This is a genomic window from Haloferax sp. KTX1, from assembly GCF_902410085.1.
GTDB lineage: Archaea > Halobacteriota > Halobacteria > Halobacteriales > Haloferacaceae > Haloferax > Haloferax massiliensis.
In genome coordinates this window covers 14,074-36,161 of sequence record NZ_CABPRH010000007.1, presented here as the reverse complement: position 1 = coordinate 36,161, position 22,088 = coordinate 14,074, and the positions used below count along the sequence as shown (strand labels likewise).

The following is a 22,088-nucleotide window of genomic DNA, read 5'->3' as shown; positions in this document are numbered from 1 at the left end:
GATGATTCCGCTGGTTCACGACCTCTCCGACGAGACCGTCGTCGTCTTCGGCGGGGGGCCCGTCGGCGCGCGGAAGGCCCGCCGGTTCGCCCGCGAGGCGCGGACCGTCGTCGTCAGTCCCGAGTTCGGAGACCGCGAGTTCGGCGACGCGGAACTCGTTCGAGCGGCCCCCGAACCCGAGGATGTTCCCGACTGGGTCGGGCGGTTCGGGCCGGCGCTCGTCGTCGCGGCGACCGACGACGACGCGGTGAACGACGCGGTCGTCGCGGCGGCCCGAGACGTCGGCGCGCTGGTCAACCGGGCCGACCGGAGCGGCGAGCGCGACGCCGGGAGCGTGGTCGTCCCGGCCACCGTCGAAGACGGCGACGTGTCGGTCGCAATCACGACCGGCGGGGCGAGTCCGGCCCTCTCGAAGCACCTCCGGGAGCGCATCGAATCCGAGCTGGCGGGGGCGGGCGAGATGGCCGCGCTGACCGCGGAGCTTCGCGCGGAGCTCAAGGCGTCCGACCGGTCGCCAACAGAGCGCCGTGATGCGATTCGCGCGGTCGTGCGAAACCCGTCAGTTTGGAAGGCTTTACGTACCGGCGATGCAAACCCCCGACGAGAGGCAGCGCGCGTGATACGAGACACACAGCGAGGTGATTCATGAGAGATTCGGGCGTCATCTCCGGTGTGAGCGTCGCCCACGACCGGGCCAGCGTTCGCGAGATCGAGGCCGCGTCGAGCGACGACGTTCGGACGGTCGTCGAACGGCTCCTCGCCTGCGACGGCGTCACCGAGGCGTTTTCCCTGCAGACGTGTAACCGCGCCGAGGCGTACGTCGTCACCGACGACGCGGCCGACGGCCGCCGCGCGCTCGACGACTTCGCTCCCGACGTCCGAGACGGGAGCGTCCGCTACATGGACCACGAAGAGACCCTGCGCCACCTCATGCGGGTGGCGTCGGGGCTCGAATCGCTCGTCCTCGGCGAAGACCAGATTCTCGGACAGGTCAAAGCCGGCATCGAGGCCGCCCGCGAGCGGGACGCCATCGGTCCGATGCTCGAAGACGCGCTCATGAAGGCCGTCCACGTCGGCGAGCGCGCCCGCGACGAGACGGCAATCAACGAGGGTGCGGTCTCCCTCGGGAGCGCCGCCGTCAGGCTCGCGCGGGCCGAACTCGACGCCCCCGTCGGCGAGGTGGACGCCCTCGTCGTGGGAGCCGGCGAGATGGGCACGCTCGCGACCAAGGCGCTCGCGTCGGTCGACGTGGGCGACCTCGTCGTCGCGAACCGGACGGTCGCCAACGCCCGCCACCTCGCCCGCGAGGTGCCGGGCGTCTCGACCGCCGCCGGACTGGGCGACCTCCGCGGTCGCCTCCGCGACGCGGACCTCGTCATCACGGCCACGAGCAGTCCCGACTACGTCGTCACGCCGGAGCAGTTGGACGACGCCGGCGAGACGATGCTCATCGACATCGCCCAGCCGCGGGACGTGGACCCCGCCGCCGGCGATATCGACGGCGTCCGCGTCCGCGACATCGACGATTTGGAGACGGTGACCGACCGGACCGCGGAGCGCCGCGAACGCGCCGCCCGCGAGGTCGAGGCGATGATAGACGAGGAGTTCGACCGCCTGCTCGCCGCCTACAAGCGCAAGCGCGCCGACGAGGCCATCAGCTCGATGTACGAGGCCGCGGAGCACGTCAAGCGCCGCGAGGTGTCGACGGCGCTGTCGAAACTCGAAGCGCAGGGCGAGCTCACCGACGAGCAGCGCGAGACGGTCGAGTCGCTCGCGGACGCGCTCGTCGGCCAGATCCTCGCCGCGCCGACCAAGAGCCTCCGCGACGCCGCCGGCGACGACGACTGGACGACCATCCAGACCGCCATGCAGCTGTTCGACCCCGGCTTCGGCGACCTCGGGGCGTCGGACTCGGCCGGGCCGTCCGAGCCGTCCGGGCCGTCCATCGAGTTCTCGGGCGAGCCGCCGGAGGACCTCGACCGCGAGGCGCTCGAAGGCGAGGTGCCCCGGCGCGTCCTCGAACAGCTCTCCGACGACTGACGGGCGGCCGAAGCGGACGGCGGGCGAACGTTCTTATCCGAACGCGGGACCACTCCGCGTCGATGGTACGCCGACTGTCAGCGACGAGCCTCGCGCGCCGCTCCCGTCTCGACGCCGACCGCCGACGAGCCGCGGCCAGCGCGTTTTCGGCCGTCGGCCGGTATCTCGTGAATCGCCTCCGGGCGCGAGCGCGTCGCCGCCTCGTCGGCGCGACCCCGAGACGTCGGGTGTGCGACCTCGACGGCGTCGCTCGGGCGACCGTCGTCGGCACCGTCGCGAGAGTCGCGGGCGACGGGCCGGCGGTCGAGGTCTGGACGGACGTCGAGGACGCGGACGGCGACCGAAGAGGCGACGGCGACCGCGCGGTCGTCGGCCGCGCGACGCGCCCGTTCGTCCTCCGCGACCGCACTGGGGAGGTCCGGGTCCGCGTCCCGCCGGCCGGCCACGTCGCGTTCGGCGGCGGCGGGGCGACGGGAACCGTCGGCCGCGGCGACGAGGTGTCGGTCACGGGGCGCGTCGTCCGCGGCCGCGAGCGCGGCGGGCGACGACTCCTGACGGGGCCGCGGTTCGTCGTCCGCGCGGACACAACTTGACAATCCGGCAGAATCCTTATCGGGGTGCCACCCGACGGGTTCGGCATGGCAGACCTGCTCTCGGACGACGAAGTCGACGCACAGCTCGGGTCGGATTGGGAACGCGACGGCGACGAAATCGTCCGCGTCTACGAGTTCGACGACTACCTCGACGGCGTTGCGTTCGCCGCCAGCGTGGGCGAAGTCGCCGAAGAGGAGTTCCACCACCCCGAGATAACGATCCGGTACCAGGAGGTCGAAGTCCGCCTCACGAGCCACGAGGAGGGCGGCATCACGGACAAGGACCTCCGACTCGCCGACCTGTTCGACGACGAGCTGTGAGCGGCGGGGAGACCGCGGCGCTCACCTACGTCTTCCGGGTCCGCTTCCGCCTCGACTCGGCCGCCGGCGTCGAGACCGACCCGCGGGAGTTCGAGACGACGGTCCGCGTCACGCCGCCGCCGCCGGGCGAGGAGGGCTGGCTGCTGTTCCGCGACGCGCTGTGGCGGGGAGAGGTGAACGACGAGCGCCACGCCCGCGACCTCGCGGCGTCGTGGCTCGACGTGCCCGTCGTCTCGTGTTCGTTCGCGGAGCTTCGGACCGACGAGGCGTCGCTGGACGCCCTCCGCGAGGCCGTCGCCGCGGACCTCGACGCGTTCAACGCCGACTCGGTCCGCGAGGTGCTCCACAAGTACTTCGGGAGCGCGATTCGCGTCGAATCGAGCGGTTCGTGACGCGGGGGAAGACATTTATCCATGCCTGACGTACCTTGTTGTCCGAATGGTCGCCGATGACTACGATTTCTGGCTGTTCGACCTCGATGGGACCCTCGTCGATGCCGAGTGGTCGTACACGCGCGACGTGTTCGACCGCGTCGGCGACCGACTGGGCCGTCAGTTCACGGACCGCGAAGCCGAGACCATCTGGCACGGACTCGGCGGCGCGCGCGACCCGATGCTCCGCGAGTGGGGCATCGACCCCGCCGAGTTCTGGCCCGCGTTCCACCGCGAGGAAGACCCCGCAAAGCGAGCAGAAGTGACGTACCTCCACGACGACGCCGAGCGCCTCATCCAAGAGATTCACGCCGCCGGCCGCCCGGTCGGCATCGTCACCCACTGCCAGCAGTTCCTGACGGACCCCGTGTTGGACCGCCTCGATGTGCGCGACTGGTTCGATACCGTCGTCTGCTGTACAGAGGAGACGGGGTGGAAACCCGACGCCGCGCCGGTCCGGCAGGCTATCGGCGAACTGGGGCTGGACGACCGCCTCTTGACCGACGGCGGCACCGCGGGCGTCCTCGCCGGCGACGGCGAAAGCGACATCGGGGCCGCGTGGAACGCCGGCTTGGACGGCATCCACGTCGAACGCCACGGCCCGGAACACCGCGGGCGCTGCGTGCTCGGGGAGTACCGCGTCGAGAGCTTCGACGACCTCGTCCGGTCCGACTGAGTCGGGCGATTCCGCTCAACGGCGCTCCGGCGGCGACGGGGCGAAAAGTGAAGAACGGAACCGACGCTCAGGACAGCGTCCGCTCGGTCGACGGGCGAGCGAAGATGTCGCCGGTGCTCGTCACGGCGACCTGAACGTCTTCGTACGGGAACCGGACCTCGATGCCGGGGCGCTCTTCGTCCTCGACGACGGGCCGGAGGAGTTCTTCGAGCGCGTCGGTGTCGATGTACTCGTACAGCGGCGTCTCGATGGCCGAGAGTCCGCCGTAGGACTCGACGGCCTCCACGATGACGATGCCGAGTTCCTCGTCGCCGAGCCACTGCCCGACGAGCTCCCAGTTGTCGTCGACGCCGAACGACGCCTCGGCGGTCGCGTCGGCGTGTTCTTCGAGGGCCTGTGTGACCGCGGAGGCCCCGACGGCGAGCGCGGAGTCGACGCTGTCGTCGTCGACGAGGTCGCGGACCCGCTGGAGGACCGTCGCGAGATCGCCGGGACCGGCTTTCTGGACGTACTCGGTGACGCCGGCAGTCGAGGCGATGTCGGCGACCTCGGGCCATTCTTTGGCCGTAAACAGGAGGATCGGGATGTCCGCGTGTTCCTGTCGGACGGCTTTGACGAGCGGTACTCCGTTTGGGAGGACGAGCGAGTCGCTCACGACGCAGTCGACCGACTCGGCGGAGATGACGTCGAGCGCCTCGGTCGCCGACTCGGCGGTGAGAAAGGAGACGGCGTCGAGCTGGCGGAACGCGGCGGCCGAGAGGGCGAGCATCTCGGGGTCGTCGTCGACGTGTAGGACCTTCAGCGGGCGGTTCATATACCAGTTATACACGCTACGTGGATAAAAACGTTCCACTTAGTTTATACTTCAGCGGAACGCGAATATCTGAACCGCTCGCGGCGACTTTCTAAAGGGTTACCGCGGCGTTTGGCTCCTCTCGACCCCTGCGAGGGCGTCAAACACATCGTCGCTCGCCGCGAGCGCGTCGCGGAACGAGTCGACGCCGGGTTTCTCGGTCCGGTCGGGGTTCGCGAGGACGGCGACCGGCTGTGTCCCGAGCGAGACGAAATCGAGGCCGAGCGAGTCCGCGGTCGCGCGGAGGCCGAGCCCGGCGTCGGCGCGGCCGGCGGCGACCGCCCGCGCCGGGCTCTCGAACGCCTTCGTCCCGCGGTCGAACCCCTCGATGGCCTCTGTGAGTTCGTGGCGGGTCGTCCCGCGCTCGTCGGCGAGGGCGGCGACGGCGTTGCCGAGGTCGGTCCGCAGGCCGGAGTTCGAGTCGCGGTTGATAAAGCGGAGGTCGCCGTCCACGAGGTCCGCGAGCCCGGACACCCCGTCGGGGTTGCCGGCGGGGACGACGAGTCCCCACTCGCGGGTCCACGAGCCGAGTTCGACCGCGTCGATGTCGTCGATTGCGTCGCCTCGGTCGCCCGCGACGACCGCCACGTCGGCGATGCCGTCTCGGAGCCGTCGCAGGCCCTCGCGGGAGCCGAACGGGAGATACCGCGGCGACGACACGCGGTCGAGGATGCGCGAGAGCGCGGGGTCGTCCTCGCCGACGCCGAGCAGCTCCGGCGCGCGGACGTCGGGCGAGAACAGGTGGACCGTCACCGACTCGCCCTCCGCGAGATACTCCACGTCGGCCGAGACCTCGACGACGCCGTCGGCCTCGACGAGGCTCGTCGTCGCGCCCGACCCCTTATCGACGGGATAGACGAGCGTGTTCCCGTCGCCGTCGGCGACGAGCCCGACCGGCATGAGCCGCGTCCGTCCCTCCGCGTACCGCTCGCGGGCGGCCATCGTCCCCTCGGCCGTCGCGGTCCGGGGCTCGGGGAGGCCCGCGGCGTCGCGGACCGCCGGCGCGACGAACGTCCGGAAGATGGTGAGCGCGGAGACCGGATAGCCCGGCAGACCGATGTAGGCGCTCCCCTCGCCGAGCGTGCCGACGAGCATGGGTTTCCCCGGCTTGACGGAAACGCCGTGCAACAGGAGTTCGCCGCGCTCGTCGACCACGCGGTAGATGACGTCGACCGCGCTCGCCGAGGTCGAGCCCGACGAGAGCACGAGGTCGCACTCGTCGGCCGCCCGGCGGAGCAGGCGCTCCATCTCCTCGTAGTCGTCGCCCGCGTGGGGGTAGAGTTTCGGGACGCCGCCGGCCTCCTCGACCCCCGCGGCGATGGTGGAGGAGTTCACGTCGTAGATTTCGCCCGCCTGGGGTCGCAGTTCGTCGCCCGGCCGGACGAGTTCGTCGCCGGTCGAGACGATGCCCACGGTCGGTTTCCCGCGGACCGGCACCTCGTCGACGCCGAGCGCCGACAGCAGGCCGATTTCGCGGGGCGTCAGGCGCGTGCCGGGGCCGAGCGCGCGAGCGCCGGCGGCGATGTCGGTCCCGGCGGGCATCACGCTGTCACCCGGCGCGACCGCCGAGTAGACGACGAGCGAGCCGTCTCGCTCCTCGGTTCGCTCCACGATGACGACGGCGTCCGCGCCCGGCGGCATCACCGCGCCGGTGGAGATTTCGACGGCGGTTCCGGACTCGACCGTCACGTCCGGTTCGGTTCCGGCGTGGACCGCTCCGGTGAGGTCGAGTTCGACCGGGTCGGCCTCGTCCGCGCCGAAGGTGTCGCGGGCGCGGACCGCGTAGCCGTCCATGCTCGCGCGGTCGAAGCCGGGCACGTCGAGTTCGGCGTCGATGCGCTCGGCGAGGACGCGGCCGCGGGCGTCGTCGAGCGCCACGGTCTCGGCGTCGGGCGTCAGGTCGAGCGACGCGATGGCCTCGCGCGCCTCGTCGGGAGCGGCGAGGTCGCGGAACTGCTTTCTCATGCGGACCACTCCCAGCCCTCGACGGCGACCGTGTCGCCCTCGTCGTAGCCCTCTATCTCCTCGGGGACGACGACCCAGCCGTCCGCGAGCGCGACGCTGGAGAGGATGCCCGACCCGCTCGTCCGGGTCGGCTCGGCGGTCGGCTCGTCGCCCGACGCGTCGAGTCGAACGCGGGCGAACGTCCGCGTACCGGGCGAACTCGGGATTTTCCTGGTGAGCGTCGCCTCTTGGGTCGGCAGCGGGCGCTCGGGGAGCGACCCGACGTGCTTCAGTACCGGCCGGAGGAACTGGAACGCGTTGACGACGCAGGCGACCGGGTAGCCGGGGAGCATCACGACCGGCGTGTCCTCGACGACGCCGACCGCGACGGGGTGGCCGGGTTTGAGGGCGACGCCGTGGACGAGCACCTCGCCGATGTCGTCGATGACCTCGGGGATGAGGTCGCGCTCGCCGACCGACGACCCGCCTGTGGTGACGACCACGTCGTGGTCGAGGTCCGATTCGACGGCCTCGCGGAGCAGGTCGGCGTCGTCGACGACGATGTCGCGGTAGCTCGCCTCGCCGCCCCAGCGCTCGACCAGTCGGGAAACGGTCAGGCCGTTCGTCTCGATGACCTCGCCGGGGCCGGGGTCGGACTCGACGAGTTCCTCGCCGGTCGGGATGACCGAGACGCGGGGGCGTTCGAACACCGTCACTTCCTCGACGCCGACGGAGCGAAGCAGGCCGATATCGGACGGGCGAAGCTCGTGGCCGGCCTCGAACAGCGGCGTTCCCTCACGCACGTCCTCGCCGCGCTCGCCGACGTTCTCGCCCTCCGCGAGCGCGTCGAACACTTCGAGTTCGTCGCCGAGGCGTTCCGTGTGTTCGACCATCACGACGGCGTCGGCCCCGTCGGGCACGTCGCTGCCGGTGTGGACGCGGGCGGCCGTCCCCGGTTCGACCGGGCCGTCGACGATGCGGAGGACGTTCGGCGAGCGGCCGCTCGCGCCGAAGGTGTCCGACGCGCGGACGGCGTAGCCGTCCATGGCGGCGCGGTCGTAGCCGGGGACGTCGGCGGGGGCGACGGCGTCTTCCGCGAGCGCCCGGCCGTCGGCCTCGGCGAGCGGTCGGCGCACGGTTCGGTCGTGCGGCGTCGCCGCCGCGAGGAGCGTCTCGCGGGCGTCCGACAGCCGCGTTCGTTGCTTGAACCCGGCCGTGCGTCGGTCGTCGTGGTTCATACCAACCCTTCGGCTCGGGGGGCAAAAAGCGTCGGCCTCGGACGCGACGGCGGGCGGTTTCCGAGCGCCGGCCCGTTTGGCGTCTCGCCCGCGCGAGCGCGCGAGACCGCCGGGTTTTTCGACCCCGACTCCCTATGAGCGTTCATGTCAGCACTGCGCGACGCGCTGTCCGACCTCCCGGACGCGGTGTTCGCCGACCTGTTGGAGTCCGAGACGTCGTACCTCTTGGTCCTCGACCTCCCGGGTGTGACCGCCGAGACGGCGGAGCTCAGAGTCGAGAAGGGCAGATTGGTCGTCGAAGCGCGACGCGACAAACGGCTCCCCGCCGAGTTCGACTACGTCCGCGAGGAGCGCCCGCTGTTCCTCGACGCCGAGGTCCCGCTTCCCCCGGACGCCGTGGCCGACGAGGCCGAGGCGTCGATGGAGCGCGGGACGCTGGAAATCCGCCTCCCCAAGCGCGAGGCCGCCTCCGAGCGGACCATCCCCATCACAACCGACGGCGACGGCGACGACGACGAGGACGCCTCGTCGGCCCACCGGAAGACGTCCGGTGACGACGCCTGACGAGGCGGGTGGTCACGCTGGTCAACCTCCGCGCCTACTGGCGGTTCCTCGTCGTCCTGTATCAGTTCTTCCCGCTCATCGTCGCGTACACCCGTGACAAGCGGAAGTACCTCCTGTTCGGCGGGGGCCGACGCGTCACGACCGAGATGCGCGTCAAGCGCGCCGACGTCCTCCTGGAGTCGCTACTGACGCTCGGGCCGACGTTCATCAAGCTCGGACAGCTCCTGTCGACGCGCCCCGACATCCTCCCGCCGGAGTACATCGAGGTGCTCGGAAGCCTCCAAGACGACGTGCCGGCCGCGCCGTGGGACGAGTCGAAGGCCGTCCTCGAAGCGGAGCTCGGACCCGTCGAGGAGGCGTTCGACGCGTTCGACAGCGACCCGATAAGCGGCGCGAGCCTCGGGCAGGTGTACGTCGCCGAGTACGAAGGCGAGAAGGTCGCCGTCAAGGTCCGCCGCCCCGGCATCGAGGACCTCGTCGAGGCCGACCTCCGGGTGATTCGGTGGTCGATGCCGATTCTCATGCGCTTTATCGGTCAGGGACGGGCGTTCTCGCTGGAGAACCTCGCCGACGAGTTCGCCAAGACCATCCGCGAGGAGATGGACTACGACGAGGAGGCCGAGACGCTCGTCGAGATTCAGGAGAACTTCGCGGACGACGACACGCTCGTCATCCCCGAGCCGATTCCCGAGCGCTCCGACGACCGGGTGCTCACGATGGAGTACCTCCCCGGCACCAAGATAAACGACATCGAGGCGCTGGACGACCGCGGAATCGACCGCACGGAGTTGGCGACGAACCTCCAGCGAATCTACCTCCAGATGATCGTCGAGGACGGCGTGTTCCACGCCGACCCCCACCCGGGGAACCTCTCCGTGACCGACGACGGCCGCATCATCTTCTACGACTTCGGGATGCACGGCGAGGTCGACCCGTTCGTCCAGGAGAAAATCGTGGAGTTCTACATCGCCGTCGCCAACCAGGACGTCGACGGCATCCTCGACACGCTCATCGAGATGGGGACGCTCAGCCCGAACGTCGACCGGCAGGTGATGGGCGACGTGATGGAACTCGCCATCGCCGACGCCCGCGGCGACGACATCGAGCAGTACCGCGTCAACCAGATCCTCGAACAGGTCGAATCGACCATCTACGAGTTCCCGCTTCGGCTCCCCCGGAACCTCGCGCTCGTGCTCCGGGTCGCCGGCGTCGTCGAGGGGGTTTGTGTCACGCTCGACCCCGAGTTCGACTTCATCTCGGTGGCGACCGACTACCTGACGGAGGAGGGATACCGCGAGGAGAGCGTCCAGAAAATCATCGAGGGCGTCGGCCAGCAGGGCCAAAAGACCGCCCAGTCGCTGTTCCGCGTGCCGCCCAAACTCGAACGCGTCCTCGACCGGGCGGACCGCGACAACCTGACGCTCAACGTCCGGTTGGAGGACAACCGGGGCGTCCTCGACAAGCTGGCCAAGCGACTCATCTACGGCATCTTCCTGTCGTTCGGCTTCGTCTCGACGGTCATCATCTACGCGCTGAACCCGGAGAACCTCGTCGCGGTCGGCGCGGCGGGCGCGCCGACGGGCGTCGTCGCCCTGCTCCTGTGGCGGTCGTTCCGCTCGCGGAAGGGCATCCGGACGACGCCGCAGTTCACCCGGCAGAACCTCAAAGAGCGCCGCAGAGAGTAATCAACACTGAGAATCGGGCGCGTAATTTTATCGGCTCTCGCGGACACACTGTTCAGCATGACGGAGTGGCGACCGGTGTTCGTGGGGGTGTGTCTCGCCGCGTGCACCGAATCGCTCGTCTACGCGATGACGGGGCAGTTCACGCTCGTCGGCGGGGTCACGGGGAGCGCGCTCGCCGGCTACGTCGTCGGCACGGACCCCGCCGACGGCGGGTGGCACGGCCTCATGGCGGGCGTCGCCTGGGGCTGTCTGCTCATGCCGCTTTCGGTGCTTTTGACCTTTCTCGAACGGACGCCGATTCTGTTTCCGTTCCAGTACGTCATCCCGCTTGTCGAGACGCCCGGGGAACTGACGACGGCCATCATGCTCGCGCTCGCGCTGCCGAACGTCGCGTCCGGCGCGCTCGGGAGCCGCGTCAGGCGCGACGCGACGGGGACGTGGTTCGACCCCGAGATGGCCGAGGTCGACGCGGTCGAAGACGCCTGACCGAATCGGCCGACGGCCGCGCCTTCCACGGCAGAGATTCGCGTGCGAAGACGGTTCCAAACCGTTTATACCCTCCATCCGATAACGGAGAGGCATGGCGAAAGAGCAGAAGCAGGTGCGCGAGCTCCAAGAAGGAAGCTACGTCATGATGGAAGAAAAGCCGTGCAAGATCTACGCCTACAGTACCGCCAAGCCGGGCAAGCACGGCAGCGCGAAGGCGCGCGTCGAAGCCCGCGGCGTCTTCGACAGCAAGAAGCGCTCGCTCTCCCAGCCCGTCGACGCGAAGGTGTGGGTGCCCATCATCGAGCGGAAACAGGGCCAGGTCGTCTCCGTCACCGGCGAGGACGCCCAGATCATGGACCTCGAAACGTACCAGACGTTCACGATGCGAATCCCCGAGGAGGAAGACCTCACCCCCGAAGACGAGATCGAGTACCTCGAATACGAAGGCCAGCGAAAGATCGTCTAAACGGGGGTCGCAGAGATGTTCCCCGGAGCAATCGCAGACCGCGAGGTCGCCGACTACGTCCTTCTCGGCGCTCCGCTCGACATCTCGACGTCCTTCCAACCCGGAACCCGGTTCGGACCGAACCGAATCCGTCGGTTCGCCGAGTCGTTCGACGACTACGACCGGCGCACCGACCAGTTTTTCACCGACTTGCGCGTCCACGACGCGGGCGACGTCCGCGCGTGGGACGACGCACCTGAGTACGTCGAATGGCTCGCCGGGAGCGTCCGCGACGCCGTCTGGGACGACGCCGTCCCCGTCGTCCTCGGCGGCGAACACACCGTCACCGCCGCCGGCGTCACCGGCGTCGAACCCGACGTGTTCGTCTGTCTCGACGCCCACCTCGACCTGCGAACGGAGTACGACGGCAACGAGTGGAGCCACGCCACCGTCACCCGCCGCGTCCTCGACGGCCTCGGCGTCGACGAGGTCGTGATTCTCGGCGCGCGAACCGGCTCGCCCGACGAGTGGGAACGCGCCGACGCCGACGACGTGACCGTGGTCGAACCCGAGGCCGTCGCCGACTGGGACCCCGAGTTCGACGACGACCAGTCCGTCTATCTGAGCGTCGATATCGACGCCGCGGACCCGGCGTTCGCGCCCGGAACGGGCACCAAAGAGCCGTTCGGCCTCACCTCTCGGGAGATGCGAGACGCGGTCCGAGCGGTCGCGCCCCGCGCCGACGGCTTCGACGTGGTCGAGGTCAACGACCGCGACGACGGGCAGGCCGCGTCGCTGGCGGCGAAGCTCCTCCGGGAGTTCGTCTTCTCGCACGCCGCCGGGCGGGCAGACGAGTAACCGACCCACGGCGAACCCCGTTCCTTACAAGTTCCCGAGCCACGACTCCCCGGTATGCAGCTCTCCGACATCGTCGCCCGACTCGACGAGACGCTCGCGACCGACGAGTTCGCCGACGTGGACGCCAGCGCCAACGGCCTGCAGGTCGGCCCCGACGAGAAATCGGTCGAGAAAGTCGCCTTCGCCGTCGACGCCGCGGAGGCGACCATCGACGCCGCGCTCGACGCCGACGCCGACCTGCTCGTCGTCCACCACGGCCTCGTCTGGGGCGGCCTCGACCGGCTGACCGGCCGCGACTTCGACCGCATCGAGCCGCTCCTTCGCGGCGACCTCGCGCTCTACGTCTCGCACCTCCCGCTGGACGGCCACCAGGAACTCGGCAACGCCGCCGGCGTCGCCGACCACCTCGGACTCGCGGACACCGAGCCGTTCGGGTCGCTCGGGCCGATTCACATCGGGCAGGCGGGGTCGTTCGAGTCGCCGAAGACGACCGACGAGCTTCGGGCGGCGCTCGACGAACTCGACGGGAGCGCGGGCACGACCGTCCTCGACTTCGGCCCCGACGAGCTCTCGTCGGTGGGGGTCGTCACCGGCTCCGGCGTCGACTGGCTGGACGAGGCCATCGACCGCGGGGTCGACGCGCTCGTCACCGGCGAGGGCAAACAGAAGGCGTACCACGAGGCGCGGGAGGCCGGTATCTCGGTGTTCCTCGCGGGCCACTACGCGACCGAGACGTTCGGGGTGCGGAGCCTGCGCGACCTCGCCGACGAGTGGGGGCTGGAGACCGAGTACGTCAGTCACCCGACCGGGCTGTAGGGGCGACCGAACGTCTGCCAACCCGCCGCACGGCCTCGCCGGACCGGGGCGTTCAAACGCTCGGCCGACGCACTCCCTCGCATGAGCGACCACGACGATGACGGCTACGAGATGCCGGACCGCGAGGAGTTCCAACACGACCCGCTGGGCCACGCCGAGGTCCGCGGCGGCATGACCGTCGGCGAGTTAGTCGAGCAGTACGGCCACGCGGGCATCGGCGCGGCCGACGTCCACGAGGCCGCCGACATCTACGCCGAGATGCTGGCCGACGACGACTGCACGGTGTTCATGTCGCTGGCCGGCGCGATGGTCCCGACCGGGATGCGCAAAATCGTCTCCGACCTCGTCCGCGACGGCCACGTCGACGCCCTCGTGACGACGGGCGCGAACCTCACCCACGACGCCATCGAGGCCATCGGCGGCAAACATCATCATGGGTCTCAGAACCACGGCGAGAAGACCGAACGCGAGCACGACGAGACGCTCCGCGACGAGGAGGTCGACCGCATCTACAACGTCTACCTCCCGCAGGAGCATTTCGCGCTGTTCGAGTCGCACCTCCGAAGCGAGGTGTTCCCGGCGCTGGAGGAAGAAGGGACCGTCAGCATCGCCGACCTCTGCCGCGAACTCGGCCGCGCCAACAGCGAGGTCAACGACCGCGAGGGAATCGAGGAGGACGCCGGCGTCGCGGCCGCGGCCTACGAGGCCGACGTGCCCATCTACTGCCCCGCGGTGCAGGACTCCGTCCTCGGCCTGCAGGCGTGGATGTACTCGCAGACCTCGTCGTTCTCGCTGGACGCGCTGGCCGACATGACGCCGCTGACGGACCTCGCGTACGACGCCGACACGGCCGGCTGTCTCCTCGTCGGCGGCGGCGTCCCGAAGAACTTCACGCTCCAGACGATGCTCGTCACGCCCGGCGCGTACGACTACGGCGTCCAGATAACGATGGACCCCGCCGCGACCGGCGGCCTCTCGGGCGCGACGCTCGACGAGGCGCGCTCGTGGGGCAAACTGGAGAAGGACGCCCGCAACACGACCGTCCTCGGCGACGCGACAATCATGCTCCCCCTACTCGTCGCCGCGGCGCGCGAGCGAATCGAGTAACGCCGCGGCGAACCGCTCGACCGTCGCGTCAGCACGCGCTCACCCGCCGTCGAGTGAGGTGGGATACCTTTTTGAACGGCGAGCGCCCTTCCATGCCAACGAATGGCACGAGAGGGTGGACGGGGCGTTCGGGTCTGTCTCGACATCTGGCACCCGGACTGCTGGACGCTACAGGTGACCGCGGAGACGAGCGGGGGACTCCTCGGTCACGGCGTCCACGAGATAGACGGCCTCGCCAACGGCCGGTTTACCGCCTACGCCGACACGACCGAGGAGGTGGACGAACTCGTCGCGGCCGTCCGCGCGTCCGACCTGACCGAGTCGGTGTGGGAGACCGACGAACACGACGGCGACGCCGGGGTTCCGGGGAGCGCCGCGCGGGGAATCGTCGTCCGCTACGACCTCCGGAACTCCATCAACGACGCCCTCGTCTCGCGGGGGTTCATCCCCGACGAACCGGTTCGGATGCAGGGCGGCCGCGAGCGCTGGACCGTGCTCGTCCACGAGACGCGGCAGACCGTCCACGAGCGGTTAGAGGAGGTTCGCGAGGAGCGGAACGCCGACATCGACGTGGAACTCATCACCGCCCCGGAGGACGGCGGCGGCATGTTCCGCACCGACGCGCTCTCGGACCGCCAGCGCGAGGTGTACGAGTTGGCTCGCCGCCGCGACTACTACACGTGGCCCCGCGAGGTGAGCGCCGCGTCGCTGGCCGCGGAGTTGGACATCTCGAAGGCGACGCTGCTCGAACACCTCCGGAAGGCGGAGTCGAAACTGCTCGGCGACTACTGAGACGGATTTTTCGGGTTCTCGGGCCGGATTCCGCCGGGGTCGCCGCTCGCTCTTCCGCCGCCCCGCTCATGAGAGGGAGGGGTACTTTGCCGGACAACCGACCCATGTGATAGCATGTCATCGGTAGACGTGAACGACGGACGGAGTCTCTCGCGGGACATCGGACTGTTCGGCGCGGTGAGCACCGTGGTGGTGGGGACGCTCGGCGCGGGGCTGTTCGTCACCCTCGGCACGGCGAGTTCGACGACGGGACCGAGCGTCATCCTCGTCGTCATCCTCTCGGGGCTGCTCGCGATGAGTATCGCGCTCAACTACGGCTGGATGGCGACTATCTTCCCCGGCGCGGCGGGGTCGTACGCCTACGTCTCGCGGGCGTTCGACAGCCGCCTCCCCGGCTTCGTGGTGACGTGGTCGAAGTGGCTCGGCTACATGGCCGCCGACGCGGTCCTCGCCATCGGCTTCGGGAGCTACTTACAGGTGTTCTATCCTTCGGTGGACCCGACGCTCGCCGGCTTCGGCCTGCTGACGGTCCTCTTTCTGGTCAACCTCATCGGCGCGAAGAGTTACAGCCGCTCGCAGAACGCCATCTTCGGCTTCCTCATCCTGTCGATACTCGTGCTCGTCGGGCCCGGGCTGTTGAACATCGACGCCGCGAACTACCAGCCGTTCTTCACCGGCGGCTTCGACGGCTTCGTCGCCGCCGCGGTCCCGCTGTTCTACGCCTACATCGGCATCGCCGTCGCCGGGCAGATGGGCGCGGAGGTGAAGAACCCCTCGCGGAACCTCCCGTTGGCGATGGCCGGCGGCACGGCCATCCTCATCTTCCTGTACGTGCTGACCGCCGCCGTCATCTACGGCGTCGTCGGCGACTACACGGTCCTCGCGGACTCGGCGCGGCCGCTCTCGACGGCCGCGGCGGTGTTCCTCGGCGATATCGGCACGGCCATCGTCGGCGTCGGCGGCCTGCTCGCCACCGCGTCGTCGGTCCACGCGGTCATGGCCGCGGGCATCAAGATGCCCTACTCGTGGGCGTGGGACGAGGTGTTCCCCAAGAAGTTCTCGGCGGTCTCCGACCGCTTCGGGACGCCCCACTGGTCGCTTCTGACGCTGTACGTCGTCGCCTCCGGCCTCACCTTCTGGAGCACCGGCCTCAGTCAGGCCATCGCCATCGCCACGTTCAGCTACCTCATCGCCTACGCCGCGGTGTCGATAACGGTGCTGTACGTGCTTTACAGCCGCACCGACCTCCGCGCGGAGGCGGGCTTTTCCCGCCCGGCGCTGCTGACCGTGACGGGGCTCGTCGGCTCGCTCGGCGCGGTCGGCCTCCTGACCGAGGCGTACAAGGGCTCGCTGTCGATTTACGTCCCGTGGGTCGCCGTCGGTCTCGTCGTCTTCGGCGTCTACTGGTACCGCGGCCAACAGAAGGACCACGACGTCGAGGCCATCCTCGGGACGCTCCCCGGGGTCCCCTCCGACGAGTACAACCCCTCGGTTCGCGGAGTGAGCGATGACTGACGACGCGACACCGCGCGGTGACGGCTCGGACGACGCCGACGACCTCGCCGCCCTCGACGCCGCCACTCGCGTCGACCCCGACGAGACCATCGACCTCTTGCAGGAACTCGTGCGGATTCCGAGCCCGTACTTCGAGGAGGCCGAGATAAGCGAGTTCGTCTACGACTGGTTGGACGCCCGGGGGCACGACCCGGAGTACCACCACGTGAGCGAACCGGACATCACGGAGTACGAGGGCGACAACGTCGTCGCTCGACTGGCGGGCTCGGACCCGGACGCGCCGACGCTCCTGTTGAACGCCCACATGGACACCGTGAAACTGGTCGAAGACTGGGACGAAGACCCGTGTTCGGGCCGCATCGAGAACGGGAAACTGTACGGACAGGGCGCGTGCGACATGAAAGGCGGTCTCGCCGCCGTCATGGTCGCCTTCGACGCCCTCGCCGACGCCGACCTCGCGGGGGACGTGCTCCTCACGGCCGTCGTGGACGAGGAGGGCCCCTACGGGCTCGGCACCGACCGCCTCATCCGCGACGGCGTCGTCGACGACTGCGACGCCGCAATCGTCACCGAACCCGGTCCGATTCTCGCACAGGAGGACATCGAGAACCCGGCGCTTCTACTCGGCGCGCGCGGTCGTTACTTCTACGACATCGACGTCCGCGGGCAGGCGGCGCACGGCTCGAAACCCGAAACCGGCGTCAACGCGGTCGTCGAGGCCGGCAGACTCGCGGCCGCGCTCGACGACCTCGACGTGGGTAACCACCCGAAACTCGGGTCGGGGTCGACCTGCCCGCTGAAAATCGAGGGCGGGAGCCAGACGCTGTCGGTCCCCGAGCGCGCTCGCCTCATGGTGGACCGCCACGTCGTCGTCGGCGAGACCCTCGAAGACGCCCGCGCCGACGCAGAACGCGCCGTCGAGGAACTCGGCTTGGAGAGCGAGGTCGACGTGGGATTCCGCGAGTCGCCCGACGAGGGCATCCGCTACGGTCCCTACGTGACGGACGACGACCACCCGCTCGTGTCGGCCCTCTCGGACTCGACTCGCGCGGTCGCGGGCGTCGACCCCGCCTACGGCTACTTCTCCAGCGTCGGCGACTTCAACTACCTCGGCGACCGCGCCGGCCTCCCCACGGTCATCGTCGGCCCCGACGGCGAGAACATCCACGCCGCCGGCGAGTTCGTCTTCACCGACGACGTGGTCGACGTGGCCGACATCGTCGCCGACGCCGCCGTCCGGTTCCTCGGCTGAGACGTTTCGGCCGCTCCACCCCGTTTTGCCGCGTTCTCAGCGCCGAGAACCGGGCGCAAACAGCTAACCGCCTCGCCCGGCACCTCGGACGCAATGACTGCGCCCAGTCTCACGTCGGTCGTTTCGGACCGCTCCGACGTCGAACTCGCCGCCGTCTTCGAGCGCGTCTGGGGGGCGCGAGGCTACGAGACGCGCGTCCGCTTCCGCGGCCCCGACGTGCACGTGGAGGCCACCGGGGAGACGCCCGAGGGCGCGAAGCGCGACCTCCGAATCTGGATTACGACGACGGGCACCGTCACCGCGGACAAGGCGAGCGCGTTCGTCCGGCGGTGCGAGCGCGCCGGCATCGAACCCTACGTCGCGGCGGTCGGCGGCGGCCGCGTCGCACCCGACGCCCACCGGCCCGGCCTCGTCGTGCTCGATGCACCGGCTATCGCCGTCGAAATCCGCGAGACCGGTGTCGAATCGTTCGTCCGCGACCTCGCCGCTGGTGAAGGCGGTGCGGACGGCGGCGGCAATCCCGACGCGGACGGCGACGGCGACGACCCGGTGAACGACGAGGCTGACGAGACCGACCGACTCACCCGCCGCGAGGCGCTCAAGAAGGCCGGTGCCTACGTCGCCGGCGGCCTCGTCACCTACCTCGCCGTTGAGCGACTGTCCGACCTCGTCCAGCGCTCGCCGAAGCTCCGCGCCGCGGTCGCTCGCCGCGCGGCGTGGCTCGACACCCGCCTCCCGGACGTTCGCCTTCCGACCGTCGAGTGGTCGCTCCCGACGCCGCAACCGCTCTCGGAGGAGTCGACCCTGCCGAACCGGACGACCGCGGTTGCGACGCCGGCGAACGCGACGACGATTCCCTACGCCGACCTCCGGACGAACCCCGAGACGCACACGGGAACGGTCGTCACCTACACCGGCCGCGTCGAAGAGACGATGGAGCGCGACGAGGTCCGACTGGCGCTCGTCGCCGTCGAGGACGACCGAGGACGACTCAGCGGCGACGTAGTCGCCCGCTGGCCCACCGGCCGCTTTTTCGACGACGACATCGGCTTTCGACTGCTCGCCGACGAGCGCGTCCGGCTCTGGGGCGTCGTCGCCGGCGAGGGGTCGGTTTCGGGCGGCGTGCGGTACCCCCGCATCGACGTGTCCGCGTTGGAGAAGCCGTGAGCGAGCCGGGGGCGGGACGAACGAGACCGATGGTGATTACTCGGTCGCGGGGCGAGAGCGAGGTGGCCGATGACGACGGCACCGTTCCGAACCGAACTAGGCACTCGGTGATGCGGAGCCCTATGAGTGCCGAGGCCATTTTCCCGAACGAGTGACGGTGACAGAGCTACCGAAGCCGGTCGAATCGCTCGCGGGGACGGGCACGAGGCGCTCCCGGAGAGCGAACCACTTTTGGGCCGATTCGTGAAACGGACCCCATGCAGCGACTCGAAGAGTCCCTACACGAAGCGCCCATCATCGACAAGGACGGCTACTCCTATCTCGTCCACCCCGTCAGCAACGGCGTGCCGATGCTCGACCCGCAACTCCTGCGCGAGGTCGTCGTCGGCATCGCCCGCGCCGCCGACCTCGACGTGGACAAAATCGTCGCGCCCGAGGCGATGGGTATCCACATCGCCACCGCGCTGTCGCTCCAGACGGACGTGCCCCTCGTCGTCATCCGCAAGCGCGAGTACGGCCTCGACGGCGAGGTCGCGCTCCACCAGACGACCGGCTACTCCGAGTCGGAGATGTTCATCAACGACATCGAAGACGGCGACCGCGTGCTCGTCGTCGACGACCTGCTTTCGACCGGCGGGATGCTCGCGGCCATCTGCGGCGCGCTCGACGACATCGGCGCGGAGGTCTCCGACATCGTCGTCGCCATCCGGAAGGTCGGCGAGACGGCGCTGGACGACACCGACTACGAGGCGACGAGCCTCGTGGACATCAGCGTCGACGAGGACGGCGTCGAGATTCACTGAGTGGACCGTCGCCGACCGGCGCGACCCCGATTCGGGTTTTCGCATTTGATATGCACAATCGTGCCCGAAAACACTCGTTGGATAGCGTGAAATACGCTCGAACGCGAAACTATTATTGAACGGGGGTCGCTCGTGGCGAGTACAGATGGCAGACGACAGCGGTGAACTCGGCCTCGAATACGAAATCGACGACCGGCCGCCGTTGCTGGAGTCGATTCTCCTCGGGATACAGCACGTCTCGGTGATGATCGTCCCGGCGACCGCCGTGGCGTTCATCGTCGCGGGCGCGGTCGGCCTCGGCGTCGCCGACACGGCCTACGTCGTCCAGATGGTGCTCCTGTTTTCGGGGCTCGCCACCGTGGTTCAGGCGTACGCCGTCGGACCGGTCGGCTCGCGGCTCCCCATCGTGATGGGGACGAGTTTCACCTTCGTCGGCGCGGCGACGACCATCGGCGTCGATTACGGCCTGAGCGCGGTGTTCGGCGCGATTCTCGTCACCGGCTTCGTCGTCGAGGGGCTCATCGGCTGGCAGTTCGACCGCATCAAACCCTTCTTCCCGCCGTTGGTGACGGGCCTCGTCGTCGTCATCATCGGCCTCTACCTCGTCCCGGTCGGCATGGACTACGCCGCCGGCGGGGCCGGTGCCGCCGACTACGGCGCGGCATACAACATCGGTCTCGCGGCGCTCGTCCTCGGCGTCGCCGTCGCGCTCAACCTCTTTACCGACGGCATCACGCGACTCCTGAGCACGCTCGTCGGTATCGCCGTCGGCTACGTCGTGGCGTGGGTGCTCGGCGTGGTGGACTTCACGCCCGTCGCCGAGGCGGCGTGGTTCGCGATTCCCCGCCCCGGCGCGTTCGGCGTCAGCTTCGAACCGGTCCCCATCGTCACCTTCGCGTTCCTGTTTCTCGTCTCCGCGATGGAGACCGTCGGCGACATGTCCGGCATCACCGCCGCCGAGGGGCGCAACCCGACCGACGAGGAGTTCCGCGGCGGCCTCTTTACCGACGGCTTCATGAGTTCCATCGCGTCGGTGTTCGGCGCGTTCCCGGTCACCTCGTTCTCGCAGAACGTCGGCATCGTCAACTTCACCGGCGTGATGAGCCGGTACGTCGTCGGCGTCGCGGGCGTCGTCCTCGCCGTCCTCGGTCTCAGCCCGAAGGTCGGCGCGGCCGTCGCGACCATCCCGAGCGCCGTCTTCGGCGGCGCGGTCCTGCTCATGGCCGGCATGGTCGCCGCCAGCGGCGTCCGCCTCGTCTTCCTCCACACGAACCTCGACCGCCGGAACATGGTCGTCGTCGCCGCCTCGCTCGGGCTCGGTCTGGGCGTCGCCACGCGCCCCGACGCGCTTTCGGGACTCCCGCAGGCCGCCGCGACGTTCTTCGGCCAGCCGGTCATCGTGACCGCGCTGACGGCGCTCGTGCTCAACACGCTCGCGCCGGGCGACCAGAGCCCGCTTTTCGACGCGGCCGACGAGTCGGTCGCTGCGGACGGCCGCGCGTCAACCGACGACTGATACACATCGAACAGATGATAACTGATTACGGTTTCGATGGGCGTGTTATAGTTCGTGTCTCGTGACTGTCGGGAAACCGTCCGGATTACCGACGAATTCATTTCTGTTCGCTGCCTTACCAGTGTACGATGAGCGAGCAGCAGCGGGTCACGTTCAACGGGGATACGCGGGTGCTGTACCGACAGGCGGTTCGAACGCCCCTGCCGGACGAGGACGCCGAGCGACTGTTCTACGAGAACATGATGAACATCGCGGACGCCCAAGAGCGGAAGGCGGACATGCTCGCCGACCCCGATATCCCCCTGCTCGAAGCCTACGAGACGCAACTCGAAGGCATCGCCGAGAGCTACAAGCGGCGCTGTCGCCACATCGCCGGCGACGACTTCGAGGAGATTGCGATGGCGTACAACCGCGGGGAGCGCGACGACCGTATCGGCGCGCTCACGGCCTACTACTTCGAGGGGCTCTGGCGGATGCAGCAGCGAATCACCGTCACCGACATGCTGTTTTTCCCCGTCATCCTGCGGTACCCCGACTGCTTCACCGTCAACATCCGCTTCGCCAGCGGCTACACGACCACGGAGTCCGTCCTCTACGAGTCGCCGGAACACTCCACCGAGGAACTCGACGACGAGTACGCCGAGCGCTACTACAACGAGAGCCTCTACTCGCAGAAGGAGGCCGCCGAGTACATCAGAGACACCGCGGAGATAATCCGCGAGGAGTTCCCCAGCCCCGACGAGTCGACGTTCGAAGAGCGGCGGTACGGCGGCATCACCTCCGCCGGCGGGCGGAAGGGACCGGTGTTCTCGTCGATGCTCAAGCGGGTCGAACCGGATCCGAACCGGTTTTCGGAGTCGGTCGGCGAACCGACGCTCGTCGAGGAGGGCGAGGAGGCGCGACGAACCGAGCGGGAGCTCCTCCCCGAGGGCGCAATCGTCCTCTGAGGGGGCTGCCATCGACTCGCCGCCGACTCGCCGCCG

General features: G+C 69.2%; 23 protein-coding genes. 20 read left to right on the top strand and 3 right to left on the bottom strand.

Going from position 1 to position 22,088, the window contains the following annotated elements; all coding sequences use genetic code 11:
• The first annotated feature begins 1 nt into the window (after position 1).
• From FY251_RS12275 to FY251_RS12250, 6 genes are all read left to right on the top strand, one after another.
• Entirely contained in the window at positions 2-649 is a 648-nt protein-coding gene (locus FY251_RS12275) for a bifunctional precorrin-2 dehydrogenase/sirohydrochlorin ferrochelatase (protein ID WP_148415138.1), read from the top strand.
• Entirely contained in the window at positions 646-2,040 is a 1,395-nt protein-coding gene (hemA, locus tag FY251_RS12270) for a glutamyl-tRNA reductase (protein ID WP_148415137.1), read from the top strand. The genes FY251_RS12275 and hemA overlap by 4 nt, the downstream gene beginning before the upstream one ends.
• Positions 2,041-2,102: 62 nt before the next feature.
• Complete coding sequence (locus FY251_RS12265) at positions 2,103-2,633, top strand: hypothetical protein (RefSeq protein WP_187367405.1); 531 nt, start codon at positions 2,103-2,105, stop codon at positions 2,631-2,633.
• A 45-nt stretch (positions 2,634-2,678) separates the two neighbouring features.
• Entirely contained in the window at positions 2,679-2,954 is a 276-nt protein-coding gene (locus FY251_RS12260) for a 4a-hydroxytetrahydrobiopterin dehydratase (RefSeq protein ID WP_007275669.1), read from the top strand.
• Positions 2,951-3,346, top strand: a complete 396-nt coding sequence (lwrS, locus tag FY251_RS12255; protein WP_148415136.1) for an LWR-salt protein — start codon at positions 2,951-2,953, stop codon at positions 3,344-3,346. The genes FY251_RS12260 and lwrS overlap by 4 nt, the downstream gene beginning before the upstream one ends.
• Before the next feature lie 46 nt (positions 3,347-3,392).
• The gene (locus FY251_RS12250) at positions 3,393-4,061 is read left to right on the top strand and encodes an HAD family hydrolase (RefSeq protein WP_089781721.1); all 669 of its coding nucleotides are present in this window, start codon (positions 3,393-3,395) and stop codon (positions 4,059-4,061) included.
• A 67-nt stretch (positions 4,062-4,128) separates the two neighbouring features.
• On the opposite strand, the gene FY251_RS12245 is transcribed toward FY251_RS12250, so the two are convergent.
• The 3 genes from FY251_RS12245 to glp form a co-directional block, all read right to left on the bottom strand.
• Complete coding sequence (locus tag FY251_RS12245) at positions 4,129-4,875, bottom strand: response regulator (protein ID WP_148415135.1); 747 nt, start codon at positions 4,873-4,875, stop codon at positions 4,129-4,131.
• 99 nt (positions 4,876-4,974) lie between these two features.
• Complete coding sequence (locus FY251_RS12240; RefSeq protein WP_148415134.1) at positions 4,975-6,879, bottom strand: molybdopterin biosynthesis protein; 1,905 nt, start codon at positions 6,877-6,879, stop codon at positions 4,975-4,977.
• Positions 6,876-8,096: a gephyrin-like molybdotransferase Glp gene (glp, locus tag FY251_RS12235; protein ID WP_148415133.1), complete on the bottom strand. Its 1,221-nt coding sequence runs from the start codon at positions 8,094-8,096 to the stop codon at positions 6,876-6,878. Before glp ends, FY251_RS12240 begins: the two co-directional genes overlap by 4 nt.
• 144 nt (positions 8,097-8,240) lie before the next feature.
• On the opposite strand from glp, the gene FY251_RS12230 reads away from it, so the two are divergent.
• The 14 genes from FY251_RS12230 (at position 8,241) to FY251_RS12165 (ending at position 22,052) form a co-directional block, all read left to right on the top strand.
• A complete protein-coding gene (locus FY251_RS12230) occupies positions 8,241-8,660 on the top strand; it encodes an Hsp20/alpha crystallin family protein (RefSeq protein ID WP_042662277.1) in 420 nt (139 codons plus the stop codon).
• An 8-nt stretch (positions 8,661-8,668) separates the two neighbouring features.
• Complete coding sequence (locus FY251_RS12225; RefSeq protein WP_148415132.1) at positions 8,669-10,345, top strand: AarF/ABC1/UbiB kinase family protein; 1,677 nt, start codon at positions 8,669-8,671, stop codon at positions 10,343-10,345.
• Positions 10,346-10,402: 57 nt separating this feature from the next.
• Positions 10,403-10,831, top strand: a complete 429-nt coding sequence (locus FY251_RS12220; RefSeq protein ID WP_042662279.1) for a DUF5518 domain-containing protein — start codon at positions 10,403-10,405, stop codon at positions 10,829-10,831.
• 94 nt (positions 10,832-10,925) lie between these two features.
• On the top strand, positions 10,926-11,300 hold the full coding sequence (locus FY251_RS12215; RefSeq protein ID WP_148415131.1) for a translation initiation factor IF-5A: 375 nt from the start codon (positions 10,926-10,928) through the stop codon (positions 11,298-11,300).
• Positions 11,301-11,315: 15 nt separating this feature from the next.
• Positions 11,316-12,137: an agmatinase gene (gene speB, locus FY251_RS12210; protein ID WP_148415130.1), complete on the top strand. Its 822-nt coding sequence runs from the start codon at positions 11,316-11,318 to the stop codon at positions 12,135-12,137.
• A gap of 54 nt (positions 12,138-12,191) precedes the next feature.
• Positions 12,192-12,953, top strand: coding sequence for a Nif3-like dinuclear metal center hexameric protein (locus FY251_RS12205; RefSeq protein ID WP_148415129.1), 762 nt, complete (start codon positions 12,192-12,194; stop codon positions 12,951-12,953).
• A gap of 81 nt (positions 12,954-13,034) precedes the next feature.
• Positions 13,035-14,060, top strand: coding sequence for a deoxyhypusine synthase (locus tag FY251_RS12200; protein WP_148415128.1), 1,026 nt, complete (start codon positions 13,035-13,037; stop codon positions 14,058-14,060).
• Between the two features lie 102 nt (positions 14,061-14,162).
• On the top strand, positions 14,163-14,852 hold the full coding sequence (locus tag FY251_RS12195) for a helix-turn-helix domain-containing protein (RefSeq protein WP_148415127.1): 690 nt from the start codon (positions 14,163-14,165) through the stop codon (positions 14,850-14,852).
• Positions 14,853-14,966: 114 nt separating this feature from the next.
• Positions 14,967-16,367, top strand: coding sequence for an APC family permease (locus FY251_RS12190; protein WP_148415126.1), 1,401 nt, complete (start codon positions 14,967-14,969; stop codon positions 16,365-16,367).
• Positions 16,360-17,619 (top strand): M20 family metallopeptidase, encoded by a 1,260-nt coding sequence (locus FY251_RS12185; protein WP_148415125.1) that lies wholly within the window; start codon positions 16,360-16,362, stop codon positions 17,617-17,619. Before FY251_RS12190 ends, FY251_RS12185 begins: the two co-directional genes overlap by 8 nt.
• A gap of 93 nt (positions 17,620-17,712) precedes the next feature.
• On the top strand, positions 17,713-18,786 hold the full coding sequence (locus tag FY251_RS12180; RefSeq protein WP_148415124.1) for a hypothetical protein: 1,074 nt from the start codon (positions 17,713-17,715) through the stop codon (positions 18,784-18,786).
• A 257-nt stretch (positions 18,787-19,043) separates the two neighbouring features.
• Entirely contained in the window at positions 19,044-19,589 is a 546-nt protein-coding gene (gene hpt, locus FY251_RS12175; protein WP_148415123.1) for a hypoxanthine/guanine phosphoribosyltransferase, read from the top strand.
• Between the two features lie 145 nt (positions 19,590-19,734).
• The gene (locus FY251_RS12170; protein ID WP_148415122.1) at positions 19,735-21,105 is read left to right on the top strand and encodes a uracil-xanthine permease family protein; all 1,371 of its coding nucleotides are present in this window, start codon (positions 19,735-19,737) and stop codon (positions 21,103-21,105) included.
• Positions 21,106-21,233: 128 nt separating this feature from the next.
• The gene (locus tag FY251_RS12165; protein ID WP_148415121.1) at positions 21,234-22,052 is read left to right on the top strand and encodes a hypothetical protein; all 819 of its coding nucleotides are present in this window, start codon (positions 21,234-21,236) and stop codon (positions 22,050-22,052) included.
• The last annotated feature ends 36 nt before the right edge of the window (positions 22,053-22,088 follow it).